At 59.2% G+C, this 15,031-nt stretch carries 15 protein-coding genes; 3 read left to right on the top strand and 12 right to left on the bottom strand.

Annotated elements, in window-relative coordinates:
• Positions 1–395: 395 nt before the first annotated feature.
• Both HMPREF3098_RS02860 and xseA read right to left on the bottom strand, forming a co-directional pair.
• The gene (locus tag HMPREF3098_RS02860; protein ID WP_070433910.1) at positions 396–677 is read right to left on the bottom strand and encodes an exodeoxyribonuclease VII small subunit; all 282 of its coding nucleotides are present in this window, start codon (positions 675–677) and stop codon (positions 396–398) included.
• A 15-nt stretch (positions 678–692) separates the two neighbouring features.
• Complete coding sequence (xseA, locus tag HMPREF3098_RS02855) at positions 693–1,976, bottom strand: exodeoxyribonuclease VII large subunit (protein ID WP_070433909.1); 1,284 nt, start codon at positions 1,974–1,976, stop codon at positions 693–695.
• A 245-nt stretch (positions 1,977–2,221) separates the two neighbouring features.
• Between xseA and HMPREF3098_RS02850 the strand changes: the two genes are divergently transcribed.
• On the top strand, positions 2,222–3,232 hold the full coding sequence (locus tag HMPREF3098_RS02850; protein WP_070433908.1) for a 4-hydroxy-3-methylbut-2-enyl diphosphate reductase: 1,011 nt from the start codon (positions 2,222–2,224) through the stop codon (positions 3,230–3,232).
• Between the two features lie 304 nt (positions 3,233–3,536).
• Here the strand turns inward: HMPREF3098_RS02850 and HMPREF3098_RS02845 are convergent, their stop codons facing one another.
• The 4 genes from HMPREF3098_RS02845 to HMPREF3098_RS02830 form a co-directional block, all read right to left on the bottom strand.
• Positions 3,537–4,289, bottom strand: coding sequence for a DUF6542 domain-containing protein (locus tag HMPREF3098_RS02845; RefSeq protein ID WP_070433907.1), 753 nt, complete (start codon positions 4,287–4,289; stop codon positions 3,537–3,539).
• Positions 4,290–4,323: 34 nt separating this feature from the next.
• The gene (locus HMPREF3098_RS02840; RefSeq protein ID WP_070433906.1) at positions 4,324–6,024 is read right to left on the bottom strand and encodes an AI-2E family transporter; all 1,701 of its coding nucleotides are present in this window, start codon (positions 6,022–6,024) and stop codon (positions 4,324–4,326) included.
• Between the two features lie 177 nt (positions 6,025–6,201).
• Positions 6,202–6,375 carry a methionine/alanine import NSS transporter subunit MetS gene (metS, locus tag HMPREF3098_RS02835; protein ID WP_035116249.1) on the bottom strand — a complete coding sequence of 58 codons (174 nt, stop codon included), beginning with the start codon at positions 6,373–6,375 and terminating at the stop codon, positions 6,202–6,204.
• Positions 6,376–6,615: 240 nt separating this feature from the next.
• Positions 6,616–8,193, bottom strand: a complete 1,578-nt coding sequence (locus tag HMPREF3098_RS02830) for a sodium-dependent transporter (protein ID WP_070433905.1) — start codon at positions 8,191–8,193, stop codon at positions 6,616–6,618.
• 390 nt (positions 8,194–8,583) lie between these two features.
• Here HMPREF3098_RS02830 and ychF point away from each other — a divergent pair, with 390 nt between their 5' ends.
• Positions 8,584–9,669 carry a redox-regulated ATPase YchF gene (ychF, locus tag HMPREF3098_RS02825; RefSeq protein ID WP_035115158.1) on the top strand — a complete coding sequence of 362 codons (1,086 nt, stop codon included), beginning with the start codon at positions 8,584–8,586 and terminating at the stop codon, positions 9,667–9,669.
• Between the two features lie 82 nt (positions 9,670–9,751).
• Positions 9,752–9,937, top strand: a complete 186-nt coding sequence (locus HMPREF3098_RS10905; RefSeq protein ID WP_246815820.1) for a hypothetical protein — start codon at positions 9,752–9,754, stop codon at positions 9,935–9,937.
• Between the two features lie 259 nt (positions 9,938–10,196).
• Here the strand turns inward: HMPREF3098_RS10905 and HMPREF3098_RS02820 are convergent, their stop codons facing one another.
• The 6 genes from HMPREF3098_RS02820 to HMPREF3098_RS02790 all read right to left on the bottom strand — a co-directional run bounded on the left by HMPREF3098_RS02820 (position 10,197) and on the right by HMPREF3098_RS02790 (position 14,612).
• Entirely contained in the window at positions 10,197–12,089 is a 1,893-nt protein-coding gene (locus HMPREF3098_RS02820) for a heavy metal translocating P-type ATPase (protein WP_070433904.1), read from the bottom strand.
• Positions 12,086–12,445 (bottom strand): Cd(II)/Pb(II)-sensing metalloregulatory transcriptional regulator CmtR, encoded by a 360-nt coding sequence (locus tag HMPREF3098_RS02815; protein ID WP_070433903.1) that lies wholly within the window; start codon positions 12,443–12,445, stop codon positions 12,086–12,088. Before HMPREF3098_RS02815 ends, HMPREF3098_RS02820 begins: the two co-directional genes overlap by 4 nt.
• 82 nt (positions 12,446–12,527) lie before the next feature.
• On the bottom strand, positions 12,528–12,641 hold the full coding sequence (locus HMPREF3098_RS02810; RefSeq protein ID WP_070433902.1) for an alkane 1-monooxygenase: 114 nt from the start codon (positions 12,639–12,641) through the stop codon (positions 12,528–12,530).
• 211 nt (positions 12,642–12,852) lie between these two features.
• A complete protein-coding gene (locus HMPREF3098_RS02805; protein ID WP_070433901.1) occupies positions 12,853–13,608 on the bottom strand; it encodes a tyrosine-type recombinase/integrase in 756 nt (251 codons plus the stop codon).
• A gap of 327 nt (positions 13,609–13,935) precedes the next feature.
• Positions 13,936–14,193 (bottom strand): hypothetical protein, encoded by a 258-nt coding sequence (locus tag HMPREF3098_RS02795; protein ID WP_070433899.1) that lies wholly within the window; start codon positions 14,191–14,193, stop codon positions 13,936–13,938.
• Positions 14,190–14,612 carry an ImmA/IrrE family metallo-endopeptidase gene (locus HMPREF3098_RS02790; protein WP_070433898.1) on the bottom strand — a complete coding sequence of 141 codons (423 nt, stop codon included), beginning with the start codon at positions 14,610–14,612 and terminating at the stop codon, positions 14,190–14,192. Before HMPREF3098_RS02790 ends, HMPREF3098_RS02795 begins: the two co-directional genes overlap by 4 nt.
• Positions 14,613–15,031: the final 419 nt, after the last annotated feature.

Here is a 15,031-nt window from a genome sequence, read left to right as displayed (position 1 = left end):
TTTTTTGTGAGAGTTCTGCTGCACATTGTGTGGGCTAGTGCGTGGCTGGTGGGTGCTGCGCCGCGATGCGGGCAGCCGGCTCTCCGGAGTTCCTGGCGCCGGTATTTTCGCGTTGAGGGACAAATGTGCAGCAGAAGTCCGACAAAATCGCGTTTTTTGTGAGAGTTCTGCTGCACATTGTGTGGGCTAGTGCGTGGCTGGTGGGTTTTGCGCCGGGATATGACTGGTGGGTGCTGCGCCGGGATATGGCCGGCGGCCGGTGGGTGCTGCGCCGAGATGTCGCCCCCCTTCCGAGCACCTCGCCGAGATGTCGCCAGCGAGCACCCCGCCTAGAGTTGACCGACAGGTGATTCGGTCTGCGAATTCGACAAAAAGGGGAGCGGTGACAGGGCGCCTTATTCCGCACCGTTAGCGCGGTCTTGGCCCGCGTCCTCAGCTTGAGCACGATTTCGCTTAGCCAGCGCAGTCTCGATACGAGTAGCCGCGCCATCGAGATAGTCCTCGCAATACGCGGCGAGCTCCTCGCCCCGTTCCCAGTAGTTCAGTGATTCATCCAGGCTCATCTGGCCCAGCTCGAGGATCTTCACGACCTCAATTAATTCATCGCGAGCTTCTTCATAGCTCATCTCCTCAAGCGAACGGAACTTCTGCTGCTCTTCGTTATTGTTCTGCGCCATTTCTCATTCTCCTTGTCAAAACTTTTTCGCTGGTCGTGGTTGCGGGGTCGCATCGCTGCCCGGTGCCGCCGAGACCCCCATGGTTGCCGCAGTGATGGACCCGTCGGGAACCCGCACACGCAACTGTGAACCCGGCGTGACGTCCTCAACGCTGGTGACCACTTGCGCACCCGAACCATCGCGCGGAATCACCTGCACGATCGAATAGCCACGCGCCAAGGTCTGCGATGGGCCCAGAGCATTCACTTGCGCCTTGTAACTGTGCACCTCCGATCGCAGGTGACGGATGATGTTGTGCAATGCGCGGTCTTTGCGCTGCATAGCCTCCTCGATTAGATCCCGTTGCTTCGTCACCGGAAGCAGCGGGTTGTTCATGACCGGTCGAGAGCGCACACTGTCCAGGTGTCGTCGTTCTTGGCCCACCCAGCTACGAAGCGCGCTGGAAGCACGCGACCGCAGTTCCAGCACATACTGAAGCTCGGCGGTAACATCTGGAACCACTCGCTTGGCGGCGTCGGTTGGAGTGGCAGCACGTAGATCGGCCACGTGGTCCAAGACAGGATTGTCGGGTTCGTGGCCGATCGCTGAAACCACCGGGGTGCGCATGCGTGCGACTTGGCGGGCCAGCGCTTCCTCCGAAAACGGGAGTAAGTCCTCCACCGAACCACCGCCGCGGGCGACGATGATGACGTCGACATCCGGGTTGGCTTCCAATTTCTGCAGGGCCGCGATGACTTCAGGCACGGCATTGACACCTTGAACGGCGGTATTGATCACCTCGAACTGCACCGCCGGCCAGCGATCATGTGAGACCGCCAGCACATCACGCTCGGCGGCAGAACCGCGACCTGTGATCAGCCCAACTTTGTGGGGAAGAAAAGGCAAAGGGGTTTTCAACCGTGGATCGAACAGTCCTTCGGCTGCTAAGGCCCGCTTGAGCTGCTCGATACGCGCCAGCAGTTCACCAATACCCACGGGTTTTACTTGGGTGACCCAAAGCGAAAAGCTGCCTCGGCCAGCGTAGAAGGCGGGCTTTCCATACATAACAACGCGGTCGCCATTGCGCAGGGGAGTGGGCAGCTTTTGCAGCGTGGAGGTGTTCATCGTGACAGAGACGGACATTTCCTGTTCCACATCGCGCAGCGTGATGTAGGAGAACTTCCACGTGGGTTTCATATTGACCTGGGTGATCTGCCCTTCCACCCAGATATGGCCCAGGCGCTCAACCCACTGCTTGATTTGCAGGTTGAGCTGATGAACCGCCCACGGGGATTCCGCTGAGTTTGGCTGCTGAGACATGTGAACCATTGTAGGCAGAGCGCCAGACACTGCTGTGGGGTGGATGACCATGGGGCGGGTCCACGAGCGGTTACAAACCGCCCCAATGGTCTGCGGGTACCCCGGCAGGGAAGAAAGGGCGACCAAAGAGTGGGCTCAAGGGTAAACACCAAAGAGTGGGCTCAAGGGTAAACACCAACGCCTTACAATCACCACCCACCCGGACTCAATAGGGCTTCGTTCTACGTTGGGCTAGCATGGTGGGCATGACTACTCCCAGCACCGTAAACGAAACGGCTAGCGCTGCGCCCGGTACAACGGAGGGCGCGGGCGAGAAGAAGGTTTTGCTCGCTGCACCCCGCGGCTATTGCGCCGGTGTGGATCGTGCCGTGGAGACTGTAGAAAAAGCTCTTGAAATGCACGGTTCCCCGCTCTACGTGCGCAAGGAAATTGTCCACAACAAACACGTTGTGAAGACGTTCGAAGAGCGCGGTGTGATTTTCGTCGATGAAACCACCGAGGTCCCCGAGGGATCCAACGTGGTCTTCTCCGCTCACGGTGTTTCCCCGCAGGTCCACGAGGAAGCCCGCCAGCTGAGCCTCAAGACTTTCGACGCCACCTGCCCATTGGTCACGAAGGTGCATCAGGAAGTGAAGCGCTTCGCGCGCCAGGGTTACCAAATCATCCTCATCGGCCACCATGGGCACGAGGAAGTGGAGGGCACCGCGGGAGAAGCTCCCGATGTGGTGCACCTGGTCGACGGCCAGGAGGACGTGGATGCGCTGGACTTCCCAGAGGACAGCAAGCTGATTTGGCTGTCTCAAACCACGCTCTCCGTCGATGAGACGATGCATACCGTAAAGCTGCTGCGTGAAAAGTTCCCGCACATCCAGGACCCGCCAAGCGATGACATTTGCTACGCTACCCAAAACCGCCAGGTCGCTGTGAAGGCGATAGCGCCGAAGGTGGAGCTGATGATTGTGGTGGGTTCGCAAAACTCTTCCAATTCCCGCCGCCTAGTTGAGGTTGCGCTGCAGCACGGGACCAAGGAAGCTTACCTGGTGGATTACGCCAACCAAGTAGATTTGCAGTGGCTGCAAGGTGTGAGCAGCGTAGGCGTGACATCCGGGGCCTCTGTTCCTGAGATCCTCGTCCGGGGTGTCTTGGAACTCCTGGCTGAACACGGCTTCACCAATGTCGAGGAAGTAACGACGGCTACGGAGGAGCTGATCTTCTCCCTGCCTCGCGAGCTGCGCCCCGCCCGCACGAACCGTTAGCCCAGCAACACAGCTCGAGCACCGCTAGCTCGCGGAGTAGGCGGCTCTCTGAATCGGCGGCCTTGGTCGCATCGGTTTATATCACCCTCAACGCAAAAACGCGCCAGTGGCAACTGCCTTGGCGCGTTTTCGTATGTTGTTCAGTCGCAACCGCCTTGGCGCGTTTTCGCGTGTTGTTGCAACTCCCGTCCCGTCACGCCCCCGCAACTCTCGTCCCGTCGCGTCCCCGCAACTCCCGTCACGCCCCCGCAACTCAACTTCTCACCGTGGGCGCGTGCGTCCGTGCCTAGCTACTTCTCTCCCGCTACAAACGGGGAAGGTTATGCCGCTCTACCTTGCTTGCCGGCGAGGCATTGCCGGTCGCTTGGCCGTCGTTCCATGGGGGTTGACCCTCTTTATCCGACGCCAACTTCCCCCGATCACGCTCCCCATAACGGGAAAGGGAAGAGCCCCCACGCGATTCCACGCTCTCAAAGCTATCCTCGTTCCAGTCTGCATCGTGGGTGTGGGCGGGATTGCGACGGCGGCGCTCGCTAGCCTCACGCAATTCCTCGATGGAGCGGGTGCGGGCACGCGTGTAGGACTCGCGGTTGGTGCGCTCGCTGGCAACGCGGCGTCGACGAGCGAAAGCTTCCCGAGCGGCACGGCGAGCTAGCTCCTCCCGGTAGAACCACCACCGAAACATGGCGATAGCCAAGGCAATAAGGAAGGAGACCAACAACCACAAGAAGTGTTCCACGGTGGGATAGGCGGCGGTGAGGATCCGGGCCTTCCGACCCGGAGCGGCCCCTGACCCGGAGGTGGCGAACCAGCCGACAATGAACGTGCCCACTACGTAGTACACCGGGATCGCGGCCACAGTAAGGAAGAGACCGCGTGGGTCCACGAAGAACGCACTTGCGATTGTTGCTACAGCGAATAGCACGAAATAGCTGGTGGGGATTGCGTGGGAACTCAACGCGAGAACCAACCCCGTGAGAATCACGGCAGCCATCACAAGCGGTGGCGCCCACACGGGGAATCGCGAAGTTTGGTTAGGCGAAGACTTCTGGAACACGGGGTGTAATGCTACTTGCTCAGTGGATAATTTGTTACTTTGATCCACGCCGGAATCGGTTGAACATCTGGCTTAGTTGCTGAACTGCCGAGGAAGACTCGGCCTTGTCGGCCATGCCTTCGGATTCAACAGCAACTGTATCGTCCTCCGGGGCGTTGTCTTCAGCCTTGGGAGAGCCACCCATGCGCAGTTTGGGCCGGCGCAGCTCGCGCCAGCGGGTGGCAGCTTCTTCCGATTGGCGCCCGGTGAGGGAACCAGCCGTGGTGACGAACTTGATTTCCTGCGCGGTCTTTTCTCCCGTCGCCAAGTCCGTCAGATCACCCATGTATCGCAAGATCACTGCAAGCACCGCTGCAACCGGCACGGCCAGGAAGGCACCAATGATGCCGAACAGCGTGCCACCCAAGGTGACGGACAGCAGAACGATCACTGGGTGAATATCCATCGCGCGGGACTGCAACAGGGGCTGCAGGATATTGCCCTCCAGCTGCTGCACCGCCACGACAATAGCCAGAACGATCAGTGCCGTTTGAATATTGATAGCAACAGCTGCGATCAACACGGAGAGCGCACCGGCAACGAAGGCGCCGATCATCGGGATGAAGCCACCGAAGAACGTCAAGATCGCCAGGGCGCCTGCCAGAGGAACGTTGAGGATGACAAGGCCCAGGCCGATGAAGAACGCGTCAATGAAGGAGACGATAGCCTGGGTGCGGATAAAACCGCCCAAGGTGTTCCAGCAGCGGGTAAGTACTTCCGTGAGGTGCCAACCTACGCGCCGCCCTGTGACACGACGAATCATGGGCAGGAACTTCTCGCCGTCCTTCAGGAAGAAGAAGGTCAGCACCAGCATGATGAACAGGGTGACGACTGCCGAGAGGGTAGCGGATGCACCCGCAGCTGCCTGGGAGGCGATGTCACCGGATTTCTGCTGTAGCCACTCCGTGCCCTGGTTAACGGCATCGTTGAATTGGCTTTCCTGAAGGTTTACCGGTGGGCCTTGCAACCATTCCTGCAACCGGCCGATCCCGTCATTGGCCTGAGTCGCCAACTTGCGGCTTTGATCTACCGCACTAGGTGCGATCGCAGCGAAGATTCCGCCGATAACAGCAAAAAATCCGAGAATTGTGAGGGCTACTGCCAAAGCATTGGGGATCTTGAACTTACGCAGAGTGCGCACTACTGGCCACAAAACCGTACAGACGATCAGCGACAACAAAATCGGCAGAATGCCCGACCACAGCTTGGCGAAAACAACGGAGGCAACATATGCCGCTACGCCCATAATGATGAAGCGCAGGCACCAACCCGCGAACCAGCGTACCGACGTGCCGATGACTTCTGCGCGGTCGCGCAATTCGGGGCGAAGGCCTTCGTCAAACGTCTTGTCTTCTTGCGCGTCGGCGGCCCGCTTTTCGGCGGCGGACAGCGAGTGAGCAGAACCGCTTTCGCGGGGCTGGGCACTCTCCGTTGCCGAGGAATCCACCTCGGTCATCAGCTCGTCAGAACGGGAGCTGGGCTTGTCGGCATCCTTTTGCCCTGCCACTGGCAAGCCGGGGGTGAGGTCTTCGAGTTCTTCCCGGGCTGAAATGCGGGTGTTGCTGTTCGCTTTGTTGTCATCGGGTAGGGGAAGGTTCGTTTCGGTGTCCATACGCGAGGATCCGGCGAGGAAGTCAGCGAAGTCGCGTCCGCTGGATTCACTTTTGGGATCACGGTGATTAGGGCCTTGATTCATTCTTCGTATTCTGCCTGATTTCAGTTCGAATTAATAGGCGAACAAACCTTTATCGGTATTTTTCCTGCTGAGTTGGGGTAGCGGGCAAATAAAGGCGGGGTTGTACTGGTCGTACAACCCCGGTAATTCTTTGGTCCTAAGGAAGCCTTTTTACGGTTTCTTAGTTCGTGAATGGCTTTAGGTGGCGTAGGTGTTATCGCGCATCAGGGAATCATCGTCGGTTCCAGGAGCGGTTCCCAGTTCGCCGGTGGTCTCATCACGGGTGTTATTGAGAAGCAGTACCGAGGAAACCAGTCCGCCCCAAATCACGAGGATAAACAGGACCATGAGGATAAGCGCGGGAGCAGTCATGGTGAGAGCACTTCCTTTCTTGAGGTTCTAGGGCCAGGGGGAGGGCCAGGGGTATAGGGCTAGAGGTATAGGGCCAGGGGGAGGGGGGGCTGCGCAGTAAGTGAACTGTGGTATGAGTGCTAACCCGGGAGGGCCGAGCATTCAGAAAAACTAAGGCGCTGGCGGGCTGAAGAGTTCCGGAGCTGAAGTTTTCTTTGCCCTATGGGTTGGCGTGGTCGGTGGCCAGCGCGGGGCGTCGGATTAAGAAGAGCCTGGAGAAGCATCGACCTTGGCATCACTGCCGGACTGTTTGAGGTCTGTGCCGTCTGCCATTGTGTTGACCGCGCCGTTCTTACGGCCCTTGATTGGCACGCCGTAATCGGAGGTCTCCAAGCCGTCGAGGATCTGATTACCTCGGAAAGGTAGGAAGCTCCACACGATGGCAGTAGCGGCGATGATGATGAGAACCAACCAACCATAGGAGAAGATCGCCTGGTTGGAGTAACCCTCGTAGGGTTCGGCGAGGAGGGTCTTGATTTCGCTGAACAGGAAGTACAACAGCACCGCTGGGGTGATGATAAACACACAGGCTTGCCACAGGCCACCGACGCGTACCGAAGAAACGGCGTTAAGGTGCTGCTGGACTTCGTTTCGACGCCCCGTAATCCACGCCGTGGTGATAACCGCCGCAGTCGCACAGATGACGATGCCGAGGTTATTGGTCCACTTGTCCATGATGTCCAGCGTGATGAGGCCTGAGGTGGTGGAGAACAGCAAGGTGGATGCAACGGCCATGACTAGGCCAACTGACACGCTGGCGACTGGACGACTGAGGTTCAGCTTGTCCTTCACGGCGGAGATCACAACCTCCATGATGGAGATCAGCGAGGTGATTCCGGCCAGGAACAGCGAACCGAAGAATAGCACGCCAAAGATTTCACCGAACGGCATTTGGTTGATGATAGTGGGGAATGCGATGAAGGCAAGGCCGATGCCGGACGCCGCGGCCTCGCTGACCTCGGTACCGTTTTGTGCAGCCATGAAGCCCAGCACGGCGAACACACCGATGCCCGCCAAGACCTCGAAGGAGGAGTTCGCGAAAGCGGTGACCATGCCCGTGCCGGTCAGGTTCGTACGAGGTTTGAGGTAGGAAGCGTACGTCACCATGATGCCGAATCCGATGGACAGGGAGAAGAAAATTTGGCCGTATGCGGCAATCCACACGCTTGGGTTCTTCAACGCAGCCCAGTCTGGGGTGAAGAACGCGTTCAGACCTTCCAGGGAGCCTTCGAGGAAGAGTGCACGAACGACCATGATGATGAAGAGGACAACAAGGACGGGGACGAAGATGGTCGTGATGCGACCGATGCCCGAGTTGATGTCAAAGGCTAGCGTGAGGATGCAGATAACCCAGACCACAATCATTGTGATGAGGATTGGCATGACGAATTCGCCGGACCAAGACTGGGCGGCGTCGACCTTCAACAGATCCTTCATGAAGTAATCTTCCGGGCTATCGCCCCAAGCTTTGGTGATGGAATCCCAGGTGTAGATTGCTGCCCACGCGATGATGGCGGCGTAGTAGATGGAAATGAAGAAGTTCACGCCCACCTTTAGCCAGCCGATGGGTTCGGCGAATTTGCCGATGCGCCGGAATGTCAATGGTGTGGACCCGCGGAAGCGGTGACCAATCGCGAGATCGAACCACAGCAAGGGGATACCCGCGGTTAGGAGCGCCACCAAGTAGGGGATAAGGAACGCGCCACCGCCGTTGTCGAACGCAACGTAGGGGAAACGCCAAATATTGCCCAAACCGACGGCAGAACCGATGGCGGCCATGAGGAAGACGAGGCGAGAGTTAAAGGTCTCGCGACCTTCGGGTGCATTCGTATCCGCGGCCGCCGAATCAGATGCGACTTTAGTGGGCCGTGCCGAATGTGCCGACGACGGAGGATTTGAGGATGCCAAGAGGGTGCCCTCTCTTTCTTCATTTCTCCCCAGTGCACCGACGGCAGTGACGGGTTTGGGGAGGAAAACGTTCAAGGTGTTCTCACTATAAGCTCATGTGAAGCCACCGAGTGGCAAATTGCCATAAACTGTCTGAAAAATATTGCTCAAATATTGCGCCAAGGTCTCAAATTATTGTTCTAAATTCTTGTGTATTGCGTAACAAGGTGGCTAGGGAACCAGCGTTCGGTCCTTTGCAGTTGACTCGATACAATGGTGAGCGTGACTTTGACTCTAGGAATCGTCGGCCTGCCCAACGTTGGCAAGTCCACGCTGTTTAATGCCCTGACCCGTAACGATGTGCTGGCGGCTAACTACCCCTTCGCAACGATCGAGCCGAACGTGGGACTTGTCGAGTTGCCAGATCCTCGGCTCGGGCGTCTGGCCGAGATCTTCGGTTCCGAGAGGATCCTTCCCGCCACCGTTTCCTTCGTGGATATTGCGGGCATTGTGAAAGGGGCGTCGGATGGTGAAGGTATGGGTAATGCTTTCCTGGCTAACATTCGTGAAGCAGACGCAATTTGCCAGGTAGTTCGTGCTTTTTCCGACGATAATGTGATTCACGTTGACGGCCGGGTGGATCCACAGGCTGATATTTCCGTGATCGAGACCGAGCTGATCCTGGCTGACTTGCAGACGGTGGAAAAGGCCCTGCCACGCTTGGAGAAGGAAGCGCGCAAGAATAAGGAACTAGCGGAGCAGGTAGAGGGCGCGAAGAAGGCGCAGGAAATCCTCGAGGACGGCCGTACGCTGTCTTCGGCGGCGGCCAAGGGGGAGCTGGACCTAGCTACGGTCCGTGACCTGCACTTCCTGACCGCGAAGCCTTTCCTATACGTGTTCAACTCTGACGAAGCCGTCCTCACCGATGAGGCTAAGAAGCAGGAGCTTCGCGACCTCGTGGCGCCCGCAGATTGCGTGTTCTTGGATGCTGCCACCGAAGCTGAGTTGCTGGAGCTCGATGACGAGGAGGCGGCTGAACTGCTGGCTTCAGTCGGTCAGGATGAGCCAGGTCTGCAGACGCTGGCCAAGGCCGGTTTCGCTACGTTGGGCTTGCAGACGTATCTGACCGCGGGCCCGAAGGAGTCGCGCGCGTGGACTATTCGCCAGGGCTCCACGGCTCCTCAGGCCGCCGGTGTGATCCACTCCGACTTCGAACGCGGCTTTATCAAGGCGGAAATCGTTGCTTTTAATGATCTCGACGCCTTGGGCTCCATGGCTGAAGCGCGTGCTGCGGGCAAGGTGCGCCAGGAAGGTAAGGATTACGTGATGGTCGATGGCGACGTGGTGGAGTTTAAATTTAACGTGTAACGCGAGGCGTTAATGACGCTTCGCGTTATCGGGGGGTAGGTTGAAGCGCGGTCCGTTCGTTCGTCGACGCAGCCGCCGCCGGATGCTCGGCGACGAAACCGCGGTGAAGAATCTGCATCTAGTCGGTTACGGCAACTGGGCCGGCGAGGCCTCGGCAACGCTGATGGGTGTGGGGTCCTTTGTCGAGCACTCTGCCCAGGTGGCGCGGGCTGTGTCGATGAAACTCGGCAGCACTCCGAATGGATGTCCGCGGTATCGAGGCCGATGAACTATTCAAGTTGTGGGACGGAAAGAGTTTCGTAGTGACGCTTGGCCCCTGAGCAAGTTCGATCCTTCCACGATCTGCGCTGGAGACGCGGAGCGCTCGGGGGCCCTTAACCGGCTGGGGTACGTGCCGCGAAGGGCCAGGTCGCCGAGTACGATCCCGATTCCACGGAGACGGACCGTGAACTCGAATTACGTGCCTGGCCCAAGGTGTGTCCGCTCGGCGTGTGGTTTAACCCTTACGAGACTTGCCGGTCGCAGCCTCAGCGTTTCGCTTGCGCAGCCCGCAGGCCGTTCAAGATCACGATCACTTCGGCGACCTCGTGGACCAACACGACGGCGGCCAGGCCCAGCACGCCGCTGATCGCCAGCGGCATTAACACGATGATGATGGCCAGAGACAGCACGATGTTCTGGTTGATGATCCTGCCGCCTCGGCGGGCGTGCTGCAGCGCCTTCGGGATCAGCCGGAGGTCGTGGCCGGTGAAGGCGACGTCAGCGGACTCGATCGCGGCGTCAGAGCCGGTCGCTCCCATCGCTATGCCCACCGTCGCGCCCGCCAGTGCCGGCGCGTCGTTGATGCTGTCGCCGATCATCGCCGTCGGCGTCTCGGAGGAGAATTCGGCGACGATGCTTGCCTTGTCCTCCGGGCGCAGCTCGGCGCGCACGTCGTCGATTCCGGCGATTTCAGCCAGCGCTCGGGCGGTGCGAGTGTTGTCACCGGTGAGCATGCTTACTTCCACGTCGTTGGCGTGCAGGGCCTGCACGGCTTCGGGTACCTCGGGCCGCAACTCGTCGCGGACCCCGATCGCCCCAGCGAGAGCGTCATCGACGGTGACCAGGACACAGGTTTGGCCCTCGGACTCCATGCACTCAACGTCCGCTTTCAGTGGTCCGGCGTCGATCCATCGGGGGCTGCCCACCAGCACCCGTCGGCCTTCGACGGTGCCGCTGATGCCATGCCCAGCTTCCTCGCTGATGTCCGAGGCGGTGGGCGCTTCGGACTCCGCTGCCACGATCGCCGCGGCGAGGGGGTGCGTCGATTGCTGCTCAACTGCCGCCGCGAAGGAAAGCACCTGCGCCCGATCGAATCCGTCTGCCGGGACCACTCCGGTAACCTCAGGCTGGTTGCGGGTGAGGGTTCCGGTCTTGTCTACTGCCAAGTGACGGATGCCGCCGAGTCGCTCGAATGCCGCGCCGGACTTGATGACCACTCCGAACTGGCTGGCCGCGCCGATCGCGGCCACGACCGTCAGCGGCACGGAGATTGCCAGCGCGCACGGCGACGCTGCGACCAGGACTACCAGCGCACGGGTGATCCACGTCTCGGGGTCGCCCAGCAGCGAACCGATCACGCCGACCAACACCGCCAGGATCATCACCCCGGGCACTAGGGGTTGGGCAATCCGGTCGGCGATCCGGGCGCGGTCTCCCTTTTGCGCCTGCGCCTGCTCAACCAGGTCCACGAGTGTGGTCAGCGAGTTGTCCGTTCCAGCCGCGGTCGTCTCGACCTCCAGCACACCGGCGGAGTTGATCGCTCCCGCGGGCACTTCGTCGCCGGGGGCAACCTCCTCCGGAATGGATTCTCCGGTGATCGCTGAGGTGTCAAGGCTGGAGCGCCCGGACCGAATGATGCCGTCCGTGGCGATCCGCTCCCCGGGGCGCACGAGCAGTAGCTCGCCAACCTCGAGGTCTTTCGCTGCGACCTCGGCCGTCGTGCCGTCGCGCAGCACCGTCGCGGTCTGCGGCACCAGCTTCAACAGTGCCCGCAGTCTGCCTTGGGCCCGGTCCATCGCCTTGTCTTCCAGTGCCTCGGCGATCGAGTACAGGAACGCCAGCGCCGCGGCCTCTCCGACGAAGCCGAGGATCACCGCGCCGACCGCGCTGATCGTCATCAGCAAGCCAATGCCGAGCTTGCGCTTCGTGACAAGGTTCCGGATTGCTCCAGGCGCGAACGTGTAAGCGCCCAACAGCAGACCAACCCAATACAGTACCGTCGCGGGCGTCTCCAAGTCGGACCAGTCCAGCGCCAGTCCTGTAATGAGGGCTACGCCGGAGAAGATCGGTAGCAGTAGCTCAGGGTCCTTCCACCATGGCCGATCGAGATCGCCGATCTCCGTGGCGGGTTCGTGTTCGCATCCACATGCTGAACTCATGCGTCCGCTCCTTTCTCGCCGCAGCCGGGCACCGAGCACTCAGTGTCGATGCAGGGGGCATTCTCGTCGACGGCCAGCGTCGCGTGGACCAGCGCTTCGAGCGCCGCCGCGAGGTGCGGATCGGCGATTTCGTAGCGGGTCCTGCGGCCTTCCGGCTCAGCGACGACGATGCCACAATCGCGCAGGCAGGACAGGTGGTTCGAGACGTTCGAGCGGGTGAGATCCAGGCTTTGCGAGAGCACGGCCGGGTAGCTCGGACCGTCCAGTAGGGTTAGCAGGATTCGGGAGCGCGTCGGATCAGCCATGGCCCGGCCGAACCGGTTCATGACGTCGAGGCGCGAAGCAATAGTCAGCATGTGCTGAACAGTACAACGTGTGCTGAACTATTCAAAATGGGCTGTACTGGCAGTCACGCGAAGGTCCTGTGACCTGCAAGAATTAGTCGATGGGATAGCCGATGACTAGTCCTTCGCGGTTTGGCTGCCACGCCCACGCGGGGGCGACGTGGGTGGCAAAGTTCTCCAGAATCTTCACGTTGGCGTCCACGCCCATCCCGCAAAACCTATACGTGTTTCCTTGCGCCCCATATGTTCTCTGTGTACTGACGCAAATTACTGTTTTTTGATTGTTGCAGGCTAACGAGAAAGTAACTTTGCAACGGCATACCGTGGAGTTCAAATTTAACGTGTAAAACCCCCACAGATCACCACTAAACCCGCCGGTCAGCACCATTAACCACCCGAAGCGCCGGGGCGCTATCCCGCTAAAATCCCGCAACAGACCCCAGAGCCGCCCGAGCCTGCTCCACCTGCCCCGGCATAAAGTGCGCGTACACCCGCGCGGTAACAGCAATATCCCCATGCCCCAACACGGTCGACACGATCTGTAGCGCCACCCCATCCGCCAGAAGCGTGGAGGCGAAATAGTGCCTCAAACCGTGGAAACTGATCTCACTACGCACCCCAGCACTTTTGCGGGTATCCACCATCACTGCAGCTATAGACCTCGATGCCATCCCGCGTCCACCAGCGCCCGCCAGAACTGGATCGTGAGGGTGCCCAACCCCGACTGCTAGCAGCTCCCGTCGCAGCATGTCAGACATGGGAATATTCCGGCGTGACGTTCGAGTTTTTAAAGGCTCCAGTTCCCCTACTCTTTTACCGCACTGCTGACGTACTCTGATGAATCCCCGGTCGAAGTCCACATCTCGCCGCAGCAGGCCGCATACCTCACCTGAGCGCATACTCGTTAGCGTGGCGATACGGATAGCGTCGGCTAGCCACTTGGGTGCGTGGTTTATCAGCGCTTGTATCTCTTTGTCGGTGGGCAGTTCCCGTTCGTTTACGGCATCTATCTGTGTCGGCTGCCTTTTGAGTACGCTGCCTGTACCGGCTGGGATTAGTCTTTTATCCCTAGCTCTACCAAGCAGTGCGCGGACTTGCCCAACACGGTTGATGACGTTCGTTTCCGCGAGCTTCCTGCCGTCTGCCCACGGCCTGCCGGTTCGTAGCTCGCTCACCCACTTTGTGAGGTCGGTATCGTCGAGGGAGTGTAGGGGATGTCTTTAAGATCGCCGAGGTTTGCGGCTAGGAATTCTCGGCCTTTCTTCGCCCCCCGGACGCTACAGCCTCGTTTGCCCACTGGTCGCATAGGTTTTTGAGGGTGATTTTTGCTTTTGCTGGGTCTACCCATTCGCTACGGCGTAGGGCGCTTTGTTGGTCTGCTAGGTATGCTTTCGCTTCGCGTTGGGTGGGGAATGAGCGGGAGTGTTCTTCACTGGTTTTGTCGCGGTAGCGGGCTATCCATACGGTTTTGCCCACTTTCGTCGTTCGTTTCTGGACTGCCATTATTGTTTGTTCATTGCGTTGTATGATACTGCTGCGACGATGGAGAAACCGATGAACAGTAGGCCAGCTATCGCTTTATCTCCGCCAGTTCCTGCGAGCGTGACGAACAGGGCGATCACTGCGAATAGTGTCGATATTCCGAATAGCGCCCGCGCTCTACCGCTGTCTTGGTGTGGTGGCTGTTGTGGGATTTGGGGGTGTTGCGGGGTTTGGGGTTGCCGGTTGTGTGGTTGCTGTTGTCCGTATGGGTTGGTCATGCTACTAGTCCTTTCAGGGCGTTTGGGTACATCTTCATGTAAGTTTCGAGCAGTTTTGGCGTGACCTCTAGGTCTATGGCGAGGCCACTGTGATCGTGTCCGTGCCACGGCGCGAGGTGCCGGAGCCTGGGGGGGGGGCATATCAGTAGGTGCGTGGCGTATTCGTCGGCGCGTTTTTCTTGCCTGTCGTCGAAGTATTTGTTTCCGCTTCTCCTGTCTCTGGGGTGGGCGTGTCCTAGTTCGTGCGCTAGGACGCTTTTATAGTCCCATACGGCCATGTTTGTTCGTGTGGAAATGACGCGGTATTTGTCGATGTAGAAGTCGGGCGGGCCGTGGGTGTGGTGGGGATCCCGCAGAAATCCCGCAAGAAATCTTCCAGCCCCTAGGAAACTCGTAATCGCCGTAAGGGTCGTAATCATCGTAATGCGTCTTGACCTGCGAAAACAGTAAACCCGCGTGTCGACCCACCACCAGACATTTCGATTCAACGTTTAGCTGGGTGCTGTCGCTCGACCCAGATGCGATGCCCAGGAACTAGCCGCTCAACTGCCTAAGGATTGACTACTCGCTGAGTACTCAGTAGATTGGTGCAGCACTCGGGGGGGGGGGCAGTCGTTGCTGAAAGACAGGCCTGAACTCTTCGAACAAATCCCGTCACGGGAAGCCGTCGATGATGATGACATTTACCTGATTGGAGACGATGACTGGGACGTGGTATCAGACGGTTTCGATGATGTCTGTAGATGGGACGAATGGGAGGTGCCGATCCTACAGGGGCACCCGCTTCTTCCCGCTATTCTGGCCGAACGCCACCCATACACTTGGTTCCATGGGGGCG

It is taken from the genome of Corynebacterium sp. HMSC28B08, from assembly GCF_001806865.1.
Taxonomy (GTDB): Bacteria; Actinomycetota; Actinomycetes; order Mycobacteriales; family Mycobacteriaceae; genus Corynebacterium; species Corynebacterium auriscanis.
Note: the sequence above shows the minus strand (reverse complement) of the source record. Positions and strands in the feature narration are given on the sequence as shown.

Bases quoted from the DNA above. Each gene is read 5' to 3' on its own strand.
- HMPREF3098_RS02860 (WP_070433910.1), bottom strand. From the start codon at position 677: ATGGCGCAGAACAATAACGAAGAGCAGCAGAAGTTCCGTTCGCTTGAG.
- xseA (WP_070433909.1), bottom strand. From the start codon at position 1,976: ATGTCTCAGCAGCCAAACTCAGCGGAATCCCCGTGGGCGGTTCATCAG.
- HMPREF3098_RS02850 (WP_070433908.1), top strand. From the start codon at position 2,222: ATGACTACTCCCAGCACCGTAAACGAAACGGCTAGCGCTGCGCCCGGT.
- HMPREF3098_RS02840 (WP_070433906.1), bottom strand. From the start codon at position 6,024: ATGAATCAAGGCCCTAATCACCGTGATCCCAAAAGTGAATCCAGCGGA.
- metS (WP_035116249.1), bottom strand. From the start codon at position 6,375: ATGACTGCTCCCGCGCTTATCCTCATGGTCCTGTTTATCCTCGTGATT.
- HMPREF3098_RS02830 (WP_070433905.1), bottom strand. From the start codon at position 8,193: ATGGCCGCCATCGGTTCTGCCGTCGGTTTGGGCAATATTTGGCGTTTC.
- HMPREF3098_RS10905 (WP_246815820.1), top strand. From the start codon at position 9,752: ATGCTCGGCGACGAAACCGCGGTGAAGAATCTGCATCTAGTCGGTTAC.
- HMPREF3098_RS02820 (WP_070433904.1), bottom strand. From the start codon at position 12,089: ATGAGTTCAGCATGTGGATGCGAACACGAACCCGCCACGGAGATCGGC.
- HMPREF3098_RS02815 (WP_070433903.1), bottom strand. From the start codon at position 12,445: ATGCTGACTATTGCTTCGCGCCTCGACGTCATGAACCGGTTCGGCCGG.
- HMPREF3098_RS02810 (WP_070433902.1), bottom strand. From the start codon at position 12,641: ATGGGCGTGGACGCCAACGTGAAGATTCTGGAGAACTTTGCCACCCAC.
- HMPREF3098_RS02795 (WP_070433899.1), bottom strand. From the start codon at position 14,193: ATGACCAACCCATACGGACAACAGCAACCACACAACCGGCAACCCCAA.
- HMPREF3098_RS02790 (WP_070433898.1), bottom strand. From the start codon at position 14,612: ATGATTACGACCCTTACGGCGATTACGAGTTTCCTAGGGGCTGGAAGA.